This is a genomic window from Thauera sp. WH-2, from assembly GCF_048321015.1.
GTDB lineage: Bacteria > Pseudomonadota > Gammaproteobacteria > Burkholderiales > Rhodocyclaceae > Thauera.
In genome coordinates this window covers 53,980-74,584 of record NZ_JBLWFG010000004.1, presented here as the reverse complement: position 1 = coordinate 74,584, position 20,605 = coordinate 53,980, and the positions used below count along the sequence as shown (strand labels likewise).

At 66.7% G+C, this 20,605-nt stretch carries 17 protein-coding genes and 1 other RNA gene; 6 read left to right on the top strand and 12 right to left on the bottom strand.

The features are described 5' to 3' along the window. Positions 1–17: 17 nt before the first annotated feature. The gene (gene mgtE, locus ACNKW1_RS08505; protein ID WP_418364155.1) at positions 18–1,706 is read right to left on the bottom strand and encodes a magnesium transporter; all 1,689 of its coding nucleotides are present in this window, start codon (positions 1,704–1,706) and stop codon (positions 18–20) included. Positions 1,707–2,117: 411 nt separating this feature from the next. Here mgtE and ACNKW1_RS08500 point away from each other — a divergent pair, with 411 nt between their 5' ends. Together ACNKW1_RS08500 and ACNKW1_RS08495 are read left to right on the top strand one after the other, a co-directional pair. Continuing rightward, positions 2,118–2,876 (top strand): response regulator, encoded by a 759-nt coding sequence (locus ACNKW1_RS08500; RefSeq protein ID WP_418364154.1) that lies wholly within the window; start codon positions 2,118–2,120, stop codon positions 2,874–2,876. 33 nt (positions 2,877–2,909) lie between these two features. Beyond that, positions 2,910–3,059, top strand: coding sequence for an HD-GYP domain-containing protein (locus ACNKW1_RS08495; protein WP_418364365.1), 150 nt, complete (start codon positions 2,910–2,912; stop codon positions 3,057–3,059). 671 nt (positions 3,060–3,730) lie between these two features. Here ACNKW1_RS08495 and ACNKW1_RS08490 read toward each other — a convergent pair. The 6 genes from ACNKW1_RS08490 to ACNKW1_RS08465 form a co-directional block, all read right to left on the bottom strand. Then, on the bottom strand, positions 3,731–4,555 hold the full coding sequence (locus ACNKW1_RS08490) for a mechanosensitive ion channel family protein (RefSeq protein WP_418364153.1): 825 nt from the start codon (positions 4,553–4,555) through the stop codon (positions 3,731–3,733). Between the two features lie 2 nt (positions 4,556–4,557). Further along, positions 4,558–5,808 carry a hypothetical protein gene (locus ACNKW1_RS08485; RefSeq protein WP_418364152.1) on the bottom strand — a complete coding sequence of 417 codons (1,251 nt, stop codon included), beginning with the start codon at positions 5,806–5,808 and terminating at the stop codon, positions 4,558–4,560. A gap of 15 nt (positions 5,809–5,823) precedes the next feature. Continuing rightward, positions 5,824–7,794, bottom strand: a complete 1,971-nt coding sequence (locus tag ACNKW1_RS08480; RefSeq protein WP_418364151.1) for an SLC13 family permease — start codon at positions 7,792–7,794, stop codon at positions 5,824–5,826. Further along, complete coding sequence (locus tag ACNKW1_RS08475) at positions 7,791–10,520, bottom strand: cation-transporting P-type ATPase (RefSeq protein WP_418364150.1); 2,730 nt, start codon at positions 10,518–10,520, stop codon at positions 7,791–7,793. Before ACNKW1_RS08475 ends, ACNKW1_RS08480 begins: the two co-directional genes overlap by 4 nt. A 194-nt stretch (positions 10,521–10,714) precedes the next feature. Beyond that, entirely contained in the window at positions 10,715–12,130 is a 1,416-nt protein-coding gene (locus ACNKW1_RS08470; RefSeq protein WP_418364149.1) for a TonB-dependent receptor, read from the bottom strand. Between the two features lie 29 nt (positions 12,131–12,159). Continuing rightward, entirely contained in the window at positions 12,160–12,978 is an 819-nt protein-coding gene (locus tag ACNKW1_RS08465; RefSeq protein WP_418364148.1) for an NADPH-dependent oxidoreductase, read from the bottom strand. Between the two features lie 346 nt (positions 12,979–13,324). Here ACNKW1_RS08465 and ACNKW1_RS08460 point away from each other — a divergent pair, with 346 nt between their 5' ends. Next, entirely contained in the window at positions 13,325–15,016 is a 1,692-nt protein-coding gene (locus ACNKW1_RS08460) for an AMP-binding protein (RefSeq protein WP_418364147.1), read from the top strand. A 67-nt stretch (positions 15,017–15,083) separates the two neighbouring features. After that, an RNA gene (ffs, locus tag ACNKW1_RS08455) (signal recognition particle sRNA small type) lies at positions 15,084–15,182 on the top strand. A gap of 103 nt (positions 15,183–15,285) precedes the next feature. Here the strand turns inward: ffs and ACNKW1_RS08450 are convergent. After that, entirely contained in the window at positions 15,286–16,188 is a 903-nt protein-coding gene (locus ACNKW1_RS08450; protein WP_418364146.1) for a ZIP family metal transporter, read from the bottom strand. Positions 16,189–16,418: 230 nt separating this feature from the next. On the opposite strand from ACNKW1_RS08450, the gene argB reads away from it, so the two are divergent. Then, on the top strand, positions 16,419–17,321 hold the full coding sequence (gene argB / locus ACNKW1_RS08445) for an acetylglutamate kinase (RefSeq protein ID WP_418364145.1): 903 nt from the start codon (positions 16,419–16,421) through the stop codon (positions 17,319–17,321). A 105-nt stretch (positions 17,322–17,426) separates the two neighbouring features. Here argB and ACNKW1_RS08440 read toward each other — a convergent pair whose 3' ends face one another. Beyond that, positions 17,427–17,864 carry an Hsp20/alpha crystallin family protein gene (locus tag ACNKW1_RS08440; protein ID WP_418364144.1) on the bottom strand — a complete coding sequence of 146 codons (438 nt, stop codon included), beginning with the start codon at positions 17,862–17,864 and terminating at the stop codon, positions 17,427–17,429. Between the two features lie 99 nt (positions 17,865–17,963). Between ACNKW1_RS08440 and ACNKW1_RS08435 the strand changes: the two genes are divergently transcribed. After that, positions 17,964–18,215, top strand: coding sequence for a cysteine-rich CWC family protein (locus ACNKW1_RS08435; protein WP_418364143.1), 252 nt, complete (start codon positions 17,964–17,966; stop codon positions 18,213–18,215). Here ACNKW1_RS08435 and ACNKW1_RS08430 read toward each other — a convergent pair. From ACNKW1_RS08430 to ACNKW1_RS08420, 3 genes are all read right to left on the bottom strand, one after another. Further along, positions 18,148–18,495, bottom strand: coding sequence for a barstar family protein (locus ACNKW1_RS08430; RefSeq protein ID WP_418364142.1), 348 nt, complete (start codon positions 18,493–18,495; stop codon positions 18,148–18,150). The two genes, ACNKW1_RS08435 and ACNKW1_RS08430, sit on opposite strands and share 68 nt — an antisense overlap. 76 nt (positions 18,496–18,571) lie before the next feature. After that, positions 18,572–18,946 carry a ribonuclease domain-containing protein gene (locus tag ACNKW1_RS08425; RefSeq protein ID WP_418364141.1) on the bottom strand — a complete coding sequence of 125 codons (375 nt, stop codon included), beginning with the start codon at positions 18,944–18,946 and terminating at the stop codon, positions 18,572–18,574. Continuing rightward, the gene (locus ACNKW1_RS08420; protein ID WP_418364140.1) at positions 18,943–20,598 is read right to left on the bottom strand and encodes a response regulator; all 1,656 of its coding nucleotides are present in this window, start codon (positions 20,596–20,598) and stop codon (positions 18,943–18,945) included. Before ACNKW1_RS08420 ends, ACNKW1_RS08425 begins: the two co-directional genes overlap by 4 nt. Between the last annotated feature and the right edge of the window lie 7 nt (positions 20,599–20,605).

The window sequence follows — 20,605 nt, the reverse complement described above, 5'->3', positions numbered from 1 at the left end:
CGGTCGGGCGCGCGCGCTCACAGCAGCAGCACTGTTGCCAGCCCGAGGAAGGCGAAGAAGCCGACCACGTCGGTGACGGTGGTGAGGATGACGCTGCCGGCGAGCGCAGGGTCGATGCCCATGCGCTCGAGGATGAGCGGGATCGCCAGCCCGGCGAGCGCGGCGCACAGCAGGTTCAGCAGGATCGCCGCGGCGATGACGCCGCCGATGCCCCAGTCGCCGAACCACACCACGGCAAGCGCCGCCACCACCAGCGCCCAAAGCAGTCCGTTGAGGATCGACACACCGACCTCGCGGTTGAGCAGGATGCGGATGTTGCCCTTCTGCACCTGCTTGAGCGCGAGGCCGCGGATCACCAGGGTCAGCGTCTGGCTGCCGGCGATGCCGCCCATGCTGGCGACGATGGGCATCAGCACGGCAAGCGCGACGAGCTGCTCGAGGGTGCCCTGGAACTGGCCGATCACCCACGCGGCGAGGAAGGCGGTAAGCAGGTTGATACCCAGCCACAGCGCCCGCCGGCGGGCGCTCACAAGCACCGGGGCGAACATGTCGGCTTCGTCGTCGAGGCCGGCCATCTGCATCACCGCGCGCTCGGAGTCTTCGCGGATCAGGTCGACCACGTCGTCGACCGTGATGCGACCGATCAGCCGGCCTTCGCCATCGACCACCGGGGCCGACATGAGGTCGAGGTCCTGGAACAGGCGGGCGACCTCGCGGCTGTCGGTATCCACCTGGATGCCGGCGATTTCCGTCTGCATCAGATCTTCGACCCGCGTATCGAGATTGGCCGTGACCAGCGCCGACAGGCGTAGCGCGCCCTGGTAGTGGCCCTTGCGGTCGACCACCATCAACATGTCGGTCTGCGGCGGCAGCGTCTCGAGCAGGCGCAGGTAGCGCAGCACCGTGCCGGCCTTGACGTCGGCGCGCACCTCGATGGCGTCGGCGTTCATCAGGCCGCCGGCGGACTCCTCGGGGTAGGACAGCATCGACTCGAGCTGTTCGCGGCGCGCGCCGGTGGTGGAGAGCACCAGGCGGCTGCCGAGCTCGGTGGGCAGGGTCTGGATGAGGTCGACGAGGTCGTCGAGCTCGAGCGGGTGTACTGCAGCGATCAGGTCGTCGAGGTCGAGCTCCTGGGCGAGCGCGGTGCTGATCTCGTCGTGCAGGAAGCTGAGCACACGGCCGGCGCGTTCGGTCTCGACCATGCTCCAGGCCTGGCTGCGCTCGGCCGGCGGCAGGGCTTCGAGCAGGCCGGCGACCTTGGCCGGATGCATGCGGTGCAGCAGCTTGCCGACGCGCTTGAGCTTGCCGGCTTCAAGCGCTTCGCGCACGTCCTGCAACTCGCTCTTCGCGTCCTCCGGTGCCTCGCCCTGCGGCGAGGGCGGCGCAGGCGCAGCGTCGGCTTCGCTGTCCTCGCGCGACTCGTGCATCAGCGTTGGGCGAAGCTCGGTGCTCAGGTGGCCGAGCACGCGCTGTTCGACCGTGCCGCCGATCTGCTGCCAGAGCGAGATGCGCTGAACGGGCGACAGGCGTTCGAGCAGCGCAGCGATCTTGGCCGGATGCATGCGGTGCAGCAGCTTGCGTACGCGCTTGTTGCGGCCTGCGGCAAGCGCCTCCACGATCTGCTCGCTCAGGGTGAGCGGTCGCATCTCCGCATCAGCGCTACGCACGCTGCGGTGGGGAACGTCAGGTTCAAGTTCGTCGCTCATGTCGACGAGCATACCTTTCGCAGCGGCGGCAGGGCAGTGCTCGAACCGATCAGCGTCCAGGCGCCTCCGAGGGAGAGAGAGGGAAGAGAGTCCTCCCCATCCACCAGGAACGGGGTGTAATGCGCGGAGGAGTGCGACTTCCCTCACATGCGCGGTGACATGAAACGGTTGAAATCAGAAAGACTTGCTATATTCGCCAGAAAAGTTCTAAACAGTAAATAAGCGGATGGCGGTATCTGCTGTAATCCTCTGGAGCTTTGCGGTATTCCGGCGCTTCGGCCGGATGGCGCGGGCCACTGAGGCGCTGTCCCGCACGGCCTTACGCCCTTCTCTCGTGATCCGATGAATACACCTCTGACTTCTGCCCCCGGCACGATCCTGATCGTGGATGACATGGTGTAAAACCTTTCGGTGCTTGGGGAGTTGCTGCAAGGGCACTATCGCGTGCGTGCAGCGAACTCCGGTGAGCGTGCATTGCGTGCGGCTTCTATGGCGCCCCGACCGGACCTGATCCTGCTCGACGTGATGATGCCGGGCATGGACGGCTACGAGGTCTTGCGCAGGCTGCGGGCCGATGCTGCGACGCGTGGCATCCCGGTGATCTTCATCACGGCGATGGATTCCGCCGAGAACGAGGAGCAGGGGCTGGCGCTCGGGGCGGTAGATTACATCACCAAGCCCTTCAGTCCGCCGGTGGTGCTGGCCCGGGTGCGGACCCAGCTCGAACTCAAGCAGGCGCGTGATCGCCTCTCGACCCAGAACGAATGGCTGGAGCGCGAGGTGGAGCGCAGGATGCGGGAGAACGTGCTCATACAGGACCTCAGTGTCCGTGCGCTGGCGAGCCTGGCCGAGGCGCGCGACTCCGAGACGGGCAATCACATCCTGCGCACGCAAGCGTACGTCGAGCTTCTTGCCCGTCATCTGGCCGATCGCGACGGCTATCGTGAAGCACTGGCCGGCGATAGACTCGCGCTGGTCGTGAAAGCCGCGCCACTGCACGATATCGGCAAGGTCGGCATTCCGGATGCGATCCTGCTCAAACCCGGCCGCCTCACCCCGGAGGAGTTCGAGATCATGAAGACCCATCCGCAGATCGGGGCCGATGCGATCAGCCGGGCGATGGAGCAGGCGCTGGCCGGAAATGGCCTGCCCTCTCCCGAGCAGGTCTAGGGCGCGTTCGATTTTCTCGACGTTGCGCGCGAGATCTCCCTGGGGCACCACGAAAAGTGGGACGGAAGCGGCTATCCGGCAGGCGTGGCCGGGGAGGAAATCCCCGTTTCGGCGCGCCTGATGGCGCTGGCGGACGTGTTCGATGCGCTCATGAGCCGACGCGTATATACAAGGCGCCGATGAATCCCGAGGAGGTCACCCGCATCATCGTCGAGGGGCGTGGGCAGCATTTCGATCCGCAGGTCGTCGATGCATTCCTCGACCTGCAGGCGCAATTCGCCGAGATTGCCGGACAACTGGCCGACGTCGCCTGAGTCTTCGAGCGTCTTGTTGGCGCCGCTGAAAACGAAGGGTGTCGTGCTGCCGGCGTAGTGCGCCGCTACGTGCTCGATGGCCGCGTCGTCCGACAGATAGACCAGATCCGGCTTCCAGGTTTCGATCATTTCGCGCGCCAGCCGTCCGCGTTCAGCCTTCTGCTCGGCGGAGGCGTAGCGCTTGATGTCCATCTGGAAGACGCGGTACTCCGCGTTCACGTCCCCGAGCCCCTCCTTGAAACCCGCGTACTGACCATCCGTCCAGCGCCACGGTGAATCGAAGCTCATGACGTGAAAGATGCGCAGAGGCGTGCCTTGGGCGAAGGCGCTTTGCGTGAGCAGTGCCATCAGGACCAGCGTGATCTGGCGGAGCAGTCGGGTGAGGTTCGGCATTGGATGAATTCTTGCGAAAAGCTTGAGTAACGCATTAAAAACCAATTTTAGCAATTATGGCCGAGATGGATCTGGATCAAGCGCGATCCATTGCACGAATGCACCTTCCCCGCAGCCGTGAACCTCCGCAGCGAGCACCCCGCCCGGTCAGATTCGGCGGCCGTCTCCCCGAAGCGCCTGGGGTGTGAGTCGCGGTCTTGCACCGATACGCGATAGCGCCTCGCGTCCGCGCACGGTGAGGTCGGAGATAAAGCGGAACTGCTGGCGCGGGTCGACCGGGTAGGCGCGGATGCGGTATTGCGTGCCCCATTCCGTTTCCTCGGTGAGTACGCCGACTGGGGCGTCGAAGTAGAGATAGGGGCTGGTGAGTGCGACGTCCTCAAGCACGGCGCGGGCGCGCCGCGCGTCGTGCTCGGGGTGCACATGGAACACCGCCGAGCACTGCAGCACCGGGCTGCCGTTGTTGGCGTTGCGCACCGCCGAGGACCACAGCTTGAGGTGCGGCACGGTGATGGTGTCGTCGTCCGCGGTGACCAGGCTGACGGTGCGCATGCCCACGTGCACGACCTCGCCGTAGTGGCCATCGAGCTCCACCCAGTCACCTGGCCGGTAAGGTTGCTCGAACGCGGACACCACCCCGGCGATCAGGCTGCTGACGTAGTCCTTGAGCGCGAATCCGATTGCCAGGCCGGCCGCACCGAGCAAGGCCACCATGTTCTGTATCGAAGGCTCGATCAGGATTGGCAGGATCAGCGCCAGCGCGATGACGATCAGCACCAGGCGCAGCAGCGGAACCGAGGCGAGCAGGTAATGGCGCGGGCGGCCGTGCAGGCGGTTTGCGAGCCAGGGCAGGGCGCGCTGGGCGCTGCGGATGAGCGTGATGGCGACGAAGACGATGACGGCGAGTTCGATCCAGTCGCCGTGGTCGAGCGTGTTGAAGAGTCGTGCGAGGTTCGGGTTGTCTTCTGGCATGTTCAGAAACCGTCGGTCAGGTAGCTGCGACTGCGTAGGAATTCGCGCACCGTGGGGTAGGCGAGCGGCGCCACCTGCCAGCGTGCACCGTCGTGTTCGAGCAGCGTGAGCGCCCGCAGCCGCAGCAGGTGCGAGTGCATGCGTGCGTCGGGGATGGGCAGCAGGGCGCCGAGGGCTTCGGCATCGAGGCCACGGTGGAGCAGCAAGGCATGGAGCAGGAAGGCCACGTCCTCGCCGGATTCGGCGGGGAGCGTGGGTGTTTCGATGCCGGGCGCGACCCAGACGACCTCGTCGGCGGCGGCAAGGCGCTCGCGGTCCGCGCCGGCTGGCGGGTCGTGAGGGGCTTCCTCTGCCTGTTCCTGAGGCTGGTGCTCGGGCGCGGCGCGCAGACGCTGGCGCCAGTAGTGCCAGGCAAGGCCGGGGTTGCCGCGGCAGTGGGCGGCGAGCTGGCGCAACTCGGGGCAGGTGCTTTCCTCTGCCGCGGTGGCGTCCGCCTTGCCGTCGGCTGGGCGCTCGGGCAGCAGGGGTTTGCCGCTGCGCGCGCTCAGGAAGCGGACGTGGCCGCGATTTGCCTGCATCAGGTAGCGGGTGAGCGCAGGGCCGTCGAAGGCCTGCAGCGTCAGCCGTGGGGTGCCGGGCAGCGGCCAGATGCGCTCGATGAAGGCCAGCGCCCAGCTGTCGCAGCCGATCAGGCCGGGGCCCAGGGCGCCCGACAGGGCGCGGGCCAGAAAGCCGCGTAGCAGCTCCAGCCCGCTGGCGTGGCGCAGGAAGCAGCGCTCGAGCTCGGGCAGCACCCAGGGGTGGCCCTTGGCGGGTGCAAGATCGTCCAGCCAGCGTTGATCGGCAGCGAGGATCTGTGCGCTGTCGGGCGGCGTGAGCACGACCGCGTCATGCGTGCACGCCCAGTGCGCGAGGGTCGCGGCGTGGTCGCAGTACGGTTGGCCGATGAAGAGTCGGACCGGTGCGTGTGTGTCCTCGTCCGGCGCGCCGAGCGCGCGCGCGGCGGGCGCCCAGTCAATCGGGGGGACGAGGTTGGCGAGGCGCAGCTGTGGCAGCGCGCGCAGATCCGCCTCCGCCCGTGCGGGGGCGGCCTCGCCCTTGTCGTCGCCGAGCAGCAGGCGCCCGAGCGCGCGCCAGCGGCGCTGTAGCGTGGCGGGCTGGGAGTCGGTGGGGCGCTCGTAGTCGGCGGTGGGAACGATCTGCCAGAGGGGTGGCTTCGCGGGCGGGGGGCTTTCGGCGGAGGTCGCGTTCATGCGAAGGAGTGTGCCTCAGAGCGGCCAGACGAGGAGAAGCAGCGGGACGGAGACGCCCACCACGAGAAGTTCCAGCGGCAGACCGAGCCGCCAGTAGTCGCCGAAGCGGAAACCGCCGGGGCCGAGGATCAAGGTGTTGTTCTGGTGGCCGATCGGGGTCAGGAAGGCGCACGAGGCGCCGATCGCGACCGCCATCAGGAAGGCGTCCGCGCTGACCCCGAGCGCCGTCGCGGTGCCGATTGCGATCGGGCACATGACCGCTGCGGTGGCGGCGTTGTTCATCAGATCGGACAGGAACATGGTGACGATGAGCACCAGGCTGAGAGCGACGATGGTGTTGCCCTGCGCCACGCCATCGAGCAGGGCGTGCGCGATCAGGTCGGCTGTGCCGGTCGTCTCCATCGCCTGAGCGACCGGGATCAGCGCCGCCAGCAGTACGATGACCGGCCAGTCGATGCTCTCGTACACCGAGCGCAGCGGGAGGGTGCGCAGCGCCATCGAGGCAAGTACGCCGAGTGCGAAGGAGATCGCCGCAGGCAGCAGGCCCAGCGCGGCGGCGCCGACGGCACACAGCATGATCGCGCCGGCGGTCCATGCCTTGCGCCGGTCGGGGATGCGCAGTTCGCGCTCTGCCAGCGGCACGCAGCCCGAATCCGCCGCGAACTCGGTGAGCGCCTCAAGGGGGCCCTGCATCAGCAGCAGGTCGCCGGCCTGAATCTTCAGCGTGCGTAGGCGCGACTTCGAGCGCTTGCCGTTGCGCGACACGGCGAGCAGGTTCAGGCCGTAGCGGGTGCGCAGCGACAGGTCGCGCGCCGAGCGGCCGATCAGGCTGGCCTCAGGGCGCACGACCAGTTCCATCAGCATGACCTCTGCGTCGGCCGCGGACCGGACGCTGTCCTTGTCCTCCTCGGCGGCTTCGTCCTTGCGGCCTTCAGCGCGCTGCTTTTCGTCGTCCACGCTGCCGGCTGCGTCGCGGCCGCGTGCGTCGCCTCCATTCTTCCGGCGAGCCTGCTTCTCGTCCCGGCTGCTGGTGGGGTCCTGCGCAGGCTGCGCGCGTGCCGTCTTCTCGTGCGTGTTCGTCTCCTCCTCGCTCGACGAGCCTGCCTCCTCGAGCTGCAGCCCGAGCGTGGACAGCACCTCGGGCAGGGCCTCGATGTCGGCCTCGATCACCAGGATGTCGCCCGCCAGCACCTTGCGACTCGACTGGGGGGCGGTCATGCGCACCTCGTTGCGCACCAGGCCGATGATCTGCGCGCCGGCCTCGTCGAGCCGGGATTCGATCTCGCGCAGGAACAGGCCGGCGGCCTTGCTGTCGGGCACGACGCGAACCTCGGTGACATAGGCGCCGGTCTCGAAGCCCTCGGTGCTCGCCTTCTCGCGCGCGGGCACGAGGCGCCAGCCGAGCAGCACGATGAAAACCGTGCCGATGACCGCGATGGCCAAGCCGATCGGCGTGAAGTCGAACATGCCGAAGCTGCCCGCGCCCGTCTGCGCGCGAAAGCCCGACACGATCAGGTTGGGCGGGGTGCCGATCATGGTCGTCATACCGCCGAGGATGGTGCCGAAGGCCAGCGGCATCAGCACTCTGCCGGGGGGCAGTTCGAGTCGGGCGGCGAGCTGCATTGCGACCGGCATGAGCAAGGCCATCGCGCCGACGTTGTTCATGAAGCCCGAGAGCAGCGCCCCCAGGCCGACGAGCGCGGCGAGACTGAGCAGGATGCCGGCCTTGGCCGGCAGGAGCGCGGTAGTGAGCGCATCGACCGCGCCCGAGATCTGCAGGCCGCGTGAGAGTACCAGCACGCAGGCCACGGTGATCACCGCGGGATGGGCGAATCCCGCGAAGGCTTCGGCGGGCGCGACCAGCCCCCCGAGCACGCACGCCAACAGCGCGCCGGTGGCTACCATGTCGTGGCGCCAGCGCCCCCACAGGAACATGCCTATGGTGGCGGTGAGGATGGTGAGAACGAGCAGCGGATCCTGGTTCATCCGCCGTACTCAGCGCGAACGACATTGCGCCGGCGTACGCGCAGCACCGCCTTCTCGCCCTCGATGATCAGGAACACCAGCACGCCGATCACCATCGGCGGGCCCCAGGCCTCGATCGGCAGCGGGGTGGTACCGAACCAGGTGTTCATAAAGGGCAGATAGACGAAGCCGAGCTGAAGCACGCCGAGCAGTCCGACCGAGACGATCGCGCCCGGATTGGTGAACATGCGCGAGGGCGCGAGGCTGGAAGCGGTGAGGAAGCGGCTGTTGAAGAGGTACCAGGCTTGCGCCACCACCAGGGTGTTGACCGCCATCGTGCGCGCCGCGTGCAGTTCCATGCCCTGGACGAGCGAATACTCGAAGGACAGGATGGTGGCGCCGCCGATCAGCAGCGAGACGAACGCCACCCGCATGAGCATGAGTCGGTCCATGATCGGCGCGCCGGGCTTGCGCGGCGGGCGCTGCATGACGCCCGGCTCGGCTGGCTCGAAGGCGAGCGCCAGCGCCAGCGTGACCGCCACCACCATGTTCACCCACAGGATCTGCACCGGGGTGAGCGGCAGGGTGAGGCCGAGCACCACCGCGGCCAGCATGACGAAGCCCTGGGCACCATTGGTGGGGAGGATGAAGAGAATGGCCTTTCTCAGATTGTCGTAGATCGTGCGGCCCTCCTCGACCGCACGCTCGATGGTGGAGAAGTTGTCGTCGGCGAGCACGATCTCGGCCGCCTCCTTGGTGGCCTCGGTACCCTTGATGCCCATGGCCACGCCGACGTCGGCGCGCTTGAGCGCGGGGGCATCGTTGACGCCGTCGCCGGTCATCGCCACCACCTCGCCGCGTGCTTGCAGGGCCTTGACCAGGCGCAGCTTGTGCTCGGGGCTGGTGCGGGCAAAGATGTCGCAGTCCTGGGCGATCTGTTGCAGTTCGTCGTCGCTGGCGGCCTCGATCTCGGCGCCGGAGACCACCTTGAGTGCGTCGGCGGAGCCCAGACCCATCTCGATGCCGATCGCGCGCGCGGTGCCGGCGTGGTCGCCGGTGATCATCTTCACGCGAATGCCGGCCTCGTGGCAGGAGCGGATGGCCTCGATCGCCTCGGGGCGCGGCGGGTCGATGATGCCGATGAGGCCGAGGAAGACCATGTCTTCGTGCAGATCCTCGAGGTGGAGCTCGTCCTTGCTTTTCTGGACCTCGCGCGACGCGGCGGCCAGCACGCGCAGACCTTCAGCGCTCAGGGTCTCGATCTGCGCTTCCCAGAATCCGCGGTCGAGCGGCGCCTGTGCGCCGTCAGCGCCGAGTTCATGATGACAGCGGTCGAGCAGGCGGTCGGGCGCACCCTTGAGCAGGATGCGGCGTCGGCCGCAGGGACCGGTATTGAGCGTGGCCATGAACTTGTTGGCCGACTCGAAGGGGATGCTGGCATGGCGAGTGTGCGCGGCGGCATCGAAACCGGCCTTCTCGGCGAGGGTGCGCAGCGCGCCCTCCGTGGGCTCGCCCGTCACGCGCCATTGCCCATCCTCTTCGGCGATGTGGGTGTCGTTGGCGACTGCGGCGACCTCGATCACCGCGTGCAGATGACCATGGTGCTCCAGGTTGGCGGACTCGCCCCCCAGGGTGATCTCGCCCTCGGGCCGGTAGCCGGTGCCGCTGACATCGAACAAACCGCCCCGTGTGACCACGTGCCGCGCGGTCATCTCGTTCCTGGTCAGCGTACCGGTCTTGTCCGAGCAGATGACGGTGACCGAGCCCAGTGTTTCGACGGCGGTGAGCTTGCGGGTGATCGCGTTGCGATGGGCCATGCGCTGCACGCCGAGCGCAAGCGTGATGGTGAGGATCGCCGGCAGACCCTCGGGGATGGCCGCCACGGCAAAGCCGATCGCAGCGAGGAAGACTTCGGCGAGCGGCTGATCGTGCAGGAACACGCCGATCGCGAGCATCAGCACCGCCAACGCAACGATGACCACCGACAGCAGCTTGCTGAACTGCGCCATCTGCCGCGTGAGCGGAGTCTGCAGGGTCTCGACCTCGGCGATCATGCGGTTGATGCGGCCGAGCTCGGTGTCGGTGCCGGTGGCCACCACCACGCCCACGCCGCGCCCGGCAGCGACCAGGGTGCCGGAGTAGGCCATGCCGAGGCGGTCGCCCACGCCTGCGTCGGCGGCGACCGCCTCGGTGGTCTTGTCGGCGGGGACCGATTCGCCGGTGAGCGCGGATTCCTCGATGCGCAGGTTGGTGGCCTCGACCAGCCGCAGGTCGGCCGGCACGCGCGCGCCCGAGCGCAGGCGCACGATGTCGCCGGGCACCAGCCCGTCGGCGTCGATGCTGCTCCACTGCGCGTCGCGGCAGACGTCCGCGCGCAGGGACAGCATCTTGCGGATGCCTTCGAGCGCCTCTTCGGCCTTGCCCTCCTGGATGAAACCGATGATGGCGTTGATGACGACCACGCCGAGAATGACGCCCGTGTCGATCCAGTGGCCGAGCGTGGCGGTGATCGCGGCGGCGCCCAGCAGCACGTAGATCAGCACGTCGTTGAAGTGCTTGAAGAAGCGCTTGAGCACGCTCTCCTTTGACGCTTCAGGCAGGCGGTTGGGACCCACTGCGGCCAGGCGGCGGACGACCTCGTCGCTGTCCAGGCCCTGCGCACCGCTGCCGAGTGCGGCGAGTACGTCTGCGGGAGCGCGTGCGTGCGGGCGCTGGAGCGTGTCGTACGGTGGTGTTTCTGAACTCATGGGAGCGGCTCCGGGCCGTGCCTTCACGCGCCGCTTCGAGGGCGGAGCTGGCCGGTGATGTCGGTGGTTCTTACGCAGCGCTCAGACGGAATTGCTGCGCTGCCATATCAGAGCAGACCATACCGCCTCCCGAAGTTCAAAAGAAGACCCTGCGCAAGGCAGGGTCCAGGATTGCGGACGATGTGCAGACAGGCTCATTCACTGTCGTAACCGAGCAGGCGCGATTCGATGATGCGCTGCGCAACCGTCTCGGGTACCTCGCTCTCCCAGTCGCCGCGTCCGCGCCGCAGTCTTGCGAGGACGTCGGCGATGTCGATGTACAGGTGTTCCTCGTCGAGCGGCCGTACCGCCACCAGCTTGTCGTTTTCCTTCAGGTGGGCGAGCAGGTGACGCAGGTTGTCCGGGACCTGGACGTTGCCGAGCGTGATCGTCGCAGCGGCGTCGGTGCCGCGCGGGCGCGAAGGATAGACATACACGTGGGTGTTGTCCGGGAAGAGCTTGCCGAAGGCCTCGAGGATGCCGCCTTCCAGACCCTCGTAGTACTTCTCGTCGAACAGGAAGGCGAAGTCGCGCACCGACAGCACGATACCGATCGGCTTCTGCGTATAGCGGCGCAGGTAGGCGCGCAGGCGGAAGAAGCGCACGTAGTCGGAGATCATCACCGTGTAGCCCTGCGAGGCGAGCAGGTCGATGCGGGCGAGGAAGTCGGCCCCGTCCACGTTGTCGCCGCTGATCAGGGAGTTCATGGTGATCTCGGCGAGGGAGACGATCTCGTTCTCGTCCACCGCGGCGAGCTGGCTGAACTGACGCAGGCCGGCGGCCATCATGTCGACATTGACCAGGGTGACCGGCTTGAAGCTGCCCCGCATCACCATCACCGGCTTGCGGTAGAGGAGCTCGCCCGGCACCACCACGTCGCCCTGCGGGTTGAACACCACCGCGCGTGTGAGCCAGCTGCGGATCAGGTGCAGGTTCATCAGGCGATTTTCCACTTCCTCGAAGTAGGGGCCGGAAAAATGGATCAGGTCGACCTCGATCCGCTCCGAGCCCAGCCCGTCGGCAAGGCCCTCGACGACCCACTCGGGCTGGTCATGATGGAAGAATGCGCCGTGGATGAGGTTCACGCCCAGGATGCCGAGCGCCTCGGACTGCAGGGCATTGTCGTTGTCGAGCATGCGGACGTGCATGACCACGTCGCTGGGTTCCGCGCCCGGGTGGAGCTGCAGGCGGATACCGACCCAGCCGTGGCATTCGTTCTTCTGCTTGAAGCTGCGGGCGGTCACCGTCGCGGCGTAGGCGAAGAAGGTGGTGTTCTTCGGCCGAACGTGCGCGAGCCGCTTGACCACCTGGCTGAACTCCTTGTCAAGCATCTGCAGCAGGCGGGCGCGACTCACGTAACGGTCCACATGACCGTAGATGTCGTCGCTGACCGCCATGTCGTAGGCGGACATCGTCTTGGCGACCGTGCCCGCGGCCGCGCCGACCTGGAAGAAGCGGCGCGCGACTTCCTGGCCGGCGCCGATCTCGACGATCGAGCCATATTTGTACTTGTCGAGGTTGACCGCGAGGGCCTTCTGATCGGTGGTGAGCGTGTTGTCGCGCTTGCGCATGGGGAGCTTCCTCGCGTCGGGCGGGGGGGTTACTTGAGCTTGAAGCCGAGCGCGTGCAGGGCTTCGACCAGGCGATCGCGGCCGGACAGGCTTTCTGCCCCGGACACGCGTTTCGCGGAGTGCAGGCGCCAGGTGCCGCGCACGTTCATCTGCTGCTCGGCATAGAAGTCCGCCATGTTGCGGTCGTAGGCGTCGAGGCCTGTCTGCTGTGCGTCATTGCTGTACCGCTCGTGATGCAGCACCACGTGCTGCGGAGGGCGGGGCTTTACTGCGGCAGGGTGCGCTGGATCGGGGTGGCCGACGCACATGCCGAATACGGCGAAGGTTTCGGGCGGAAGGCCGAGCAATTCGGCGACCGCCTCGGGCTGGTTGCGCATGCCGCCGATGTAGACGGTGCCCAGGCCGATGGATTCTGCGGCGGCGGCCGCATTCTGTGCGGCAAGTGCGGCGTCTATGACCGCGGTGACGAACATCTCGGTGTAATCCAGCCCCTCGGACGGACGTTCGAGCGTGCGGGCAATCTGGCGCAGGCGGGCGAGGTCGGCCAGCCACACCAACTGCAGCGGGGCCTCGCGCACATGCGCCTGGTTGCCGACCAGCTCGGACAGTCGTCCGCGCCTGGCGGGGTCGCGTACCGCTACCACGCTCCAGAGATTGAGGTTTGAGGAGCTGGCCGCCGATTGTGCGGCCGCGATGATCGTGGCGAGCGCATCGTCGCTGACGGGAGTGGCCAGATAGGCGCGCACCGAGCGGTGCGACAGCAGTTGCTCGACGAAGGGATTCAGCCGGGCCAGTGCCGGTGCCTCGTCCTTGCCATAGCGTGCGATCAGGCTGGGGTGGGTGCTCATCGGGCTTCCTCTCGGGGGTTCTAGCGGTGGCCGGGCGCGGCGCAGGTCCGAAGTATACCGGCAGCCGGGTGGGCAGATGGGGGACTGCGGTGGGGAGGGGCGGTTCGTGCGAACGGTGGCAGGCGTTCAGGGGCGTTCAGAGGCCATGACGTGTGAGGCTGGCGAGGCGGCCGCCTGGCCGCAATGGGGTGTATCGTTCTGTGCATGCTCGTGCGGAACGACGTGAAAGGACAAAAACTTTGATCTCGGTTCACGAATTACGTTAACGTCAACGTAAAATATTGGTTTTTGGCAGGGTGCTACCCGGCCGGGCAAGATTTCAACGACGTACTCGAGAGGAGAGCTCATGAACGCTGTCACCGAATTTCTCGCCGCACGCGACTTCCTTCTGGAGCATCGCAGCGACTATGCCACCGCCTATGCCGGCTTCAAGTGGCCGAAGCTGAAGGAGTTCAACTGGGCGCTGGACTACTTCGATGCACTGGCAAAGGGCAACGACAACCCTGCGCTGTGGATCATCGAGGAGGACGGCAGCGAGTCGAAGCTCTCCTTCGCCGAAATGTCCGCGCGCTCCAACCGTGTCGCCAACTGGCTGAGCAAGCAGGGCGTCAAGCGTGGCGAGCGCATCCTGATCATGCTCGGCAATGAAGTGCCGCTATGGGAAACCATGCTCGCCGCGATCAAGCTGGGCGCGGTGGTGATCCCCGCGACTACGCTGCTGACCCCGGAAGACCTGGTCGATCGCGTCGAGCGCGGTCAGGTCAAGCATGTGGTGATCGGCAAGGCCCACACGGAGAAGTTCGCCGACCTGCCGGGCAGCTTCGGCCGCATCGTCGTCGGTGGCGCGACCGAAGGCTGGAAGACCTTCGAAGACGCCTATGCCGAAACCGAAGTGTTCACACCGGACGGCGTCACCCGCGTCAGCGATCCGCTGCTGCTCTACTTCACCTCCGGCACCACGTCCAAGCCCAAGCTGGTGCTGCACACCCACCAGTCCTACCCGGTTGGCCATCTGTCGACGATGTACTGGATCGGCCTCAAGCCCAACGATCGCCACATGAACATCTCGTCGCCGGGCTGGGCCAAGCACGCCTGGAGCTGCTTCTTCGCGCCCTGGAACGCCGGCGCCTGCGTCTTCCTGTACAACTACAACCGCTTCAACGCCAAGGCCCTGCTCGACGTGCTGGTGAAGTACGAAGTCACCACCATGTGCGCGCCTCCGACCGTGTGGCGCATGCTGATCCAGCAGGATCTGGCTGCGGTGAAGACCCAATTGCGCGAGCTGATCGGCGCTGGTGAGCCGCTCAACCCGGAGGTGATCGATCAGGTGAAGAAGGCCTGGGGCATCACCATCCGCGACGGCTTCGGTCAGACCGAGACCACCGCGCAGATCGGCAATACGCCCGACCAGCCGCTCAAGCCCGGTTCCATGGGCCGTCCGCTGCCGGGCTACAAGATCGCCCTGCTCGACGCCGACAGCAAGCCTTCGGTGGAGGGTGAGGTGGCGCTGGTGATGGGCGAAGACCGTCCGGTCGGCCTGATGGTCGGTTATGCCGGTGATGCTGCCAAGACAGCCGAAGTGATGCGCGATGGCCACTACCGCACCGGCGACGTCGCCAGCATCGACGAGGAGGGCTACATCACCTACGTCGGCCGCGCCGATGATGTGTTCAAGGCCTCCGACTACCGCATCAGCCCCTTCGAGCTGGAGAGTGTGCTCATCGAGCACCCGGCAGTGGCTGAAGCCGCGGTGGTGCCTAGCCCGGATCCGGTACGTCTGGCAGTGCCCAAGGCCTTCGTGATCCTGGTCGCGGGCCAGGAGCCGAGCAAGGAACTCGCCAAGGACATCTTCGCCTTCACCCGCGAGCGCCTGGCACCGTACAAGCGCATCCGCCGCCTGTCCTTCGCCGACCTGCCCAAGACCATCTCGGGCAAGATCCGCCGCGTGGAACTGCGCAAGGCGGAAGAAGCACGTGGCGAGGCCGTTCGTGGCGAGCTGGAGTTCTTCGAGGAAGACTTCCCCGAGCTCAAGGGCTGACAGGGCTCCTGCAGCGCAGCAAGCCGGGCGCCCGCTGCGGCCGGCTTGCTGCTACAATGCCGGCCGTGGCGGGTCTCCCCGCATTGCAGTGCGGTGAACCTGGTCAGGGCCGGAAGGCAGCAGCCACAGCCGTTTCCTGCAAGTGCCGGGGGTCAGGCTCGCCACCCCGAACATAAAAGCGAAGGGCGCTCCTTGTGGGCGCCCTTCGCTTTTTCATGGCCTCGTTCGTGCGCAGCGCACCGCTGGCGCTGCACGTGGGCCAAGCTGGTTCAGCCGAGCATCGTGTCCATCATCATCATCAGCACGAAGCCGACCATCAGCCCGCCCGTTGCCAGGGTTTCGTGGCCGCGACGATGCGACTCGGGGATGATCTCGTGGCTGACCACGAACAGCATCGCGCCGGCTGCGCCCGCCAGACCCCAAGGCAGGATCATCGCCGAAACTGAAACCATCATCGACCCGGCGATGGCGGCGATCGGTTCGATCAGGCCCGATACCGTCGCGACACCAAAGGCCAGCCAGCGGCTGTAGTTGGCGCTCACGAGGGCGATGGCCACGATCAGGCCTTCGGGCACGTTTTGCAGTGAAATACCGGCTGCAACCGCGTCGCCCGATCCTGCGCCGGTGCCGTTCAGGCCGGCGGCCACGCCGATGGCGAGCCCCTCCGGGATGTTGTGCACTGCGATTGCGAACACGAACAGCCACACGGCGCCACCGCTGCGCCTGCCCTCGGGGAAATGCGTGTGAGGGAGGGCGCGATCCAGGGCCAGGAGCCCGCCCGCGCCAATCAGGACTGCCAAGGCCACGAGCATACCGGCACCGGTTTCAGAGCCGGTCTGCAGTTGCGCGGCGTCGAAGGCCGGCAACAGCAGCGAGAACACGCTCGCCGCGAGCATCACGCCCGCGCCGAAACCGAGCAGCATGCCCTGCACGCCTGCACGGATATTGCGCACCACCAGCAGCGGAACAGCACCGAGAGCGGTCGCTGCCGCCGCCATGGCGCCGCCGGAGATTGCGCCCGACACCGGCAGGTCGAACCCCTCCAGCCCGCGTACGAACTGGGCAATGAGCAGAGCCAGCCCGACTAGAGCGATCAGCCAGCCGGTGAGCGCACGCAAGGCGCCTGCCGGGCTGGCAGGCTGGAAATGCAGGCGGGCGACTTTATCAACCATGGTGAACTCCTCGTGCTCCACGCGCGGTGCATGCACCGCCTCGATGACTCCAGTATGGTGCTTGCTTGGCAATAGAGCCAATTGAGCACGGTTAAACCGGCGATAGGGGGGATGCATCCGCGGCGGGACGGGCGCTGGAGCCGCGCTGGAGTATCGGCCGGGCGGGGCGTGCCCTTTCGGTTCTCACCCGGGGCAACTAGAATCGCGCTGTTCGATCAAGGAGCCTCCCGATGACCCAGTCCCCCGCGCTGCAAGACGTTACCCCCGCCCGCAAGGCCGAGATCCTCGCTGAGGCCCTGCCTTACATCAAGCGCTTCTTCGACAAGACCATCGTCATCAAGTACGGCGGCAACGCGATGACCGATCCGCACCTCAAGGACTGTTTCGCGCGCGACGTGGTGCTGCTCAAGCTGGTCGGCCTGAATCCGGTGGTGGTGCACGGCGGCGGTCCGCAGATCGAGAACCTGCTCGCCCGCGTCGGCAAGAAGGGCGAGTTCATCCAGGGCATGCGCGTGACCGATGCCGAGACCATGGAAGTGGTCGAGATGGTGCTGGGCGGCCAGGTGAACAAGGAGATCGTCAACCTCATCAACAAGCACGGTGGCAAGGCGGTGGGGCTGACCGGCAAGGACGCCGGCTTCATCCGCGCACGCAAGCTGCTGATGCAGAAGCACGGTGCGCCGCAGGGTGACCTGATCGACGTCGGCCAGGTGGGCGAGATCACCGGCATCGACCCGAGCCTGATCTCCTTCCTCGACCAGGGCGACTTCATTCCGGTGATCGCACCGATCGGCGTGGGTGAAGAGGGTGAAACCTACAACATCAACGCCGATGTCGTGGCCGGCAAGCTGGCCGAGATCCTGAAGGCCGAGAAGCTGGTGCTGCTCACCAACACACCGGGGGTGCTCGACAAGGCGGGCAATCTGCTTACAGGGCTGACGCCGCGCCAGATCGATGATCTGGTCGCGGACGGTACTCTGTCGGGCGGAATGCTGCCGAAGATCGGTTCAGCACTGGATGCCGCACGCAACGGCGTCAAGTCGGTGCACGTCATCGACGGGCGCGTCGAACATTGCCTGCTGCTCGAGATCCTGACCGACCATGGTGTCGGGACGATGATCAAGAGCAAGTGAGAACGCAGGCGGGGCGGTACCACGGGTTCCGCCCCGCCTGCCTCGGCGTACAGTCCGGCGGGCTGGAGTCGCTTGGGCAAGCCGGGCTGCGCGCTTGCCCGTGGGTCAGTCGATGGTGAGTCGTCTGGCTTGTGCTTCGGCCTTCTTCGGCAGGACGAGCTCGAGAACGCCGTCGTTAAACTTGGCCGAGGAGTTCGCTTCGTCGATCTCCTGCCCGAGCTGAAAGCTGCGCGAAACCTTACCGAAGTAGCGCTCGGTGCGCAGCACCTTCTCGCCTTCCTTGACCTCCTTCTCCTGCTTGCGCTCTGCGCTGATCGAAACGACCGGGCCGTCGATGTGCACATGGATGTCTTCCTTCTTCATCCCCGGCAGCTCGGCGTGCACCTCGTAGCCCTTCTCGGTCTCTTTGACGTCCACCTTCATCTGCGGCGCTTCGGTGGCGATGCCGCCGACCGGGGCGCCGCCGAAATCGACCGGGCGAACGAAGAAGCCGCGGAAGAAGTCTTCGAGCGGGTCGGTGCGACGGGTGAGATGATTGCTCATGTCCGGTTCTCCTCATCTGAAGTCTGGCCGGTCGTTCCGGCTTCAGATCAAATATAGGCGCGGGTTCAGCGTTTTCAAGTCTTGCCGGGAGCGGCCCGGATGACCGTGCAGGGAGTCGAAATGAATGAACCAGGAAATGCGTGCCGCGTCTGCGGCGCGCCGTTCGTGTGCGGTATGCGCTCGGGTGAGGCAGCCTGCTGGTGTGCAGCCTATCCAGCGGCGCTTGGGGTGCCCAAGGGCGGTGAGGGTGCGGGCTGCTACTGTCCGCGCTGTCTGGGCGCCCTTATCGAGGAGAAGCGTGCGGAGTTGGGGGGGATGTACTGCCGTCCGCTGGGCCCTCGAGAAAGCTGAACTCGAAGGAGACGCCCTCTCCGCGCCAGTAATCGCCGGCCTCGGAAAGCACTTCTTGCAGCGTGTCGAGGGTCTCCGGCGATGCATGCCGTAAGGCGGTGGTGTGGGCGATCGTCAGGCGGTAATGCGCGGCGGGCAGCCAGGACAGGTCGGTGAGACTGTCGGCGAGCGCATCCCAGTTGTGCCCGAACCAGTCCGGGAAGCGCAGGGCGTTGGCCACGCGGCGGAGGAGCTCGGACTTCCCCTCACAACCGGCGAGGTCGATGTGGAGGTCGAGCACGCGGTCGGAGGGCGGTTGCGCGGGAGCGGGAGGGGGAGACGGCAGTGGCATGGAATGGACTTTGTGCGCGGGCCGCTCAGGGCAAGGGTTCGATCTGGCGGAAGCTGCGGTAGTGGTCTGCGGTGTAGTAGAACACTTCCGGCGGATCCCCTCCGGTGACGATGCGGCGTGCGCCGCGATCGCGCGCACCGGGCGTCGGTACCGTGTACTCACGGTAGAAGCCGCGTGGTTTGCCGGGAAGCAGGCGCTCGCGATTCTGGAAGGTGCTGCCGTCCTTGCGGTAGGGGAAGGGGCCGCCGCGCCGGATGAGTGCGAGGGTCTCGATCGCTTCGGGCGGCAGCCCTGCGTGCGAGGGCAGGGTCGGTTGGGGGCTGGCCTGTGGCGAGCAGCCGAGCAGCGCACCCAGCAGCGCAATGAGCGGAAGCAGGCCGAGCCAGCGCGAGCGCGTCATCCCGTTCGGCTCTTTCGCGCGCGCGCGGGTGCGCGATCCGGGCGGATGCCGTAGCGCTTCATCAGCGCGTGCATGAACTCGGTGATCGCGGTCAAGCGGGGGTTGGCCGGCGACAGACGGTGAGCACGGCTGATCAGCCCCCGCGCCTGGGTCGCGAAGGCTTCGTTCCAGCCCCGGTTCTCGATGTGGCGAAGCAGCGCCAGCGCGGCATTGAAGAGCACGTGCGGATTGCCCGGCATTTTGCGTGCCGCGTTCATCATCTCGCTCACGGCGCCGTCGAAGTCGCCCGCATGCGCCTTTTCTGCACCGGTGCTGACGAGCGTTTTGACCTCGGCCTGCACGCGTGCTTCCACCTCCCGCGACAGGTGCTCCAGCCCTCGCGCCTGTAGCGTGGCGCGGGTGCTCGCGAGGGTGCGGTCGTCGCCCGCGGTGCGCATGAGATCGGCGAGCAGCTCATTGCCTTCATTGCCAAGCTGCTGGTCGAAGCAGGCCTTCATGAGGTCCTGGCGCAGGCCGACCGAGAGCTCGCGCAGGCGCGCCGGATTCCGCAGCGCACCCGTCATTGCGCTGCGGGCCTGATCGCGGTCTTGCAGGTGGGCATGGATGAGGGCGTTGCCGATCGCGGAGCAGAGTTCGCCCTTGGGCTGGCGGGCCAGGTTGCGCTCGAGGTCTTCCAGTGTTTCGCGCGCTGCGTCCAGTTTCTGCTGCGCGAGCTGGGCCTGTAGCAGGCGTACGTGGTCCTCCGGGTCGCGGAACTCGGAGTGCTTGCTGCGTTGGACGACCTCGCTCAGGCTGTGTTCGGCAGTCGCGGGGTTGCCGGCCTGGAGCGAGAGCTCGCCCAGGTGGCGCAGGCGACTGGTGCGGTAGGGAGAAAGCTCGCTTGCGCGCTGCAGCGCAGTACAGGCCTCGTCGGGGCGTTCGCTCTCCTCGTACAGGCGTGCGAGGAGCTCGTATGCCTCGATGAAGCGGTCGTGATGGGCGATGAGTTCGGTGAGGATGTGCTCGGCCTCGATCCATGACTTTTTCGTTACCAGCACGCGTGCAAGGCCAAGCGAGGCCCAGGGGATGGTGCGGGCGGTGAGAATTTCGCGGTAGAGCGCCTCCGCCTCGGCGATCTGACCGATCCCCGCATGCAGTTCGGCCTGCAGGCGCATGAAGTCGATCAGGTACTGTGGATGCTCGTCGCGGGCGAGGCGGCAGTATTCGATCGCGCCCACCGGGTCACCGATCCGGGTCAGCTGCCAGGCGGGGAGAAAGGCGTCGCGCTTGGCGAAGGCGCGCAGCAGCCGGACGCGCAGGGTTTCAGCCGTGAGCGGCTTGAGGATGTAGTCGTCGGGCGCGAGCTCGCAGGCGCTCGTGACGCGTTCAAAGTTGCGCTCGCCGGTGATCATGACGAACAGCGTCTCGCGCGGGATGATCTCGTGCTGACGCAGATCTTCGAGCAGATGCTGTCCGTCCTGACCTTCCCCGAGGTTGTATTCGCACAGCACGAGGTCGTAGTGCTGCTCGCGCAGGCGACGGATGGCCATCGTGGCAGAGGCCGCGAACTGGGGTGTTTCGACGCCGATCGAGCCGAGCATGGTGCGCAGCTGCGCGCGCATGCTCGCCTGGCTTTCCACGACCAGCACATCGATATTCTGGGGAAGCAGCATGAAAGGG

Bases quoted from the DNA above. Each gene is read 5' to 3' on its own strand.
- mgtE (WP_418364155.1), bottom strand. From the start codon at position 1,706: ATGAGCGACGAACTTGAACCTGACGTTCCCCACCGCAGCGTGCGTAGC.
- ACNKW1_RS08490 (WP_418364153.1), bottom strand. From the start codon at position 4,555: ATGCCAGAAGACAACCCGAACCTCGCACGACTCTTCAACACGCTCGAC.
- ACNKW1_RS08485 (WP_418364152.1), bottom strand. From the start codon at position 5,808: ATGAACGCGACCTCCGCCGAAAGCCCCCCGCCCGCGAAGCCACCCCTC.
- ACNKW1_RS08480 (WP_418364151.1), bottom strand. From the start codon at position 7,794: ATGAACCAGGATCCGCTGCTCGTTCTCACCATCCTCACCGCCACCATA.
- ACNKW1_RS08475 (WP_418364150.1), bottom strand. From the start codon at position 10,520: ATGAGTTCAGAAACACCACCGTACGACACGCTCCAGCGCCCGCACGCA.
- ACNKW1_RS08470 (WP_418364149.1), bottom strand. From the start codon at position 12,130: ATGCGCAAGCGCGACAACACGCTCACCACCGATCAGAAGGCCCTCGCG.
- ACNKW1_RS08465 (WP_418364148.1), bottom strand. From the start codon at position 12,978: ATGAGCACCCACCCCAGCCTGATCGCACGCTATGGCAAGGACGAGGCA.
- ACNKW1_RS08460 (WP_418364147.1), top strand. From the start codon at position 13,325: ATGAACGCTGTCACCGAATTTCTCGCCGCACGCGACTTCCTTCTGGAG.
- ACNKW1_RS08450 (WP_418364146.1), bottom strand. From the start codon at position 16,188: ATGGTTGATAAAGTCGCCCGCCTGCATTTCCAGCCTGCCAGCCCGGCA.
- argB (WP_418364145.1), top strand. From the start codon at position 16,419: ATGACCCAGTCCCCCGCGCTGCAAGACGTTACCCCCGCCCGCAAGGCC.
- ACNKW1_RS08440 (WP_418364144.1), bottom strand. From the start codon at position 17,864: ATGAGCAATCATCTCACCCGTCGCACCGACCCGCTCGAAGACTTCTTC.
- ACNKW1_RS08435 (WP_418364143.1), top strand. From the start codon at position 17,964: ATGACCGTGCAGGGAGTCGAAATGAATGAACCAGGAAATGCGTGCCGC.
- ACNKW1_RS08425 (WP_418364141.1), bottom strand. From the start codon at position 18,946: ATGACGCGCTCGCGCTGGCTCGGCCTGCTTCCGCTCATTGCGCTGCTG.
- ACNKW1_RS08420 (WP_418364140.1), bottom strand. From the start codon at position 20,598: ATGCTGCTTCCCCAGAATATCGATGTGCTGGTCGTGGAAAGCCAGGCG.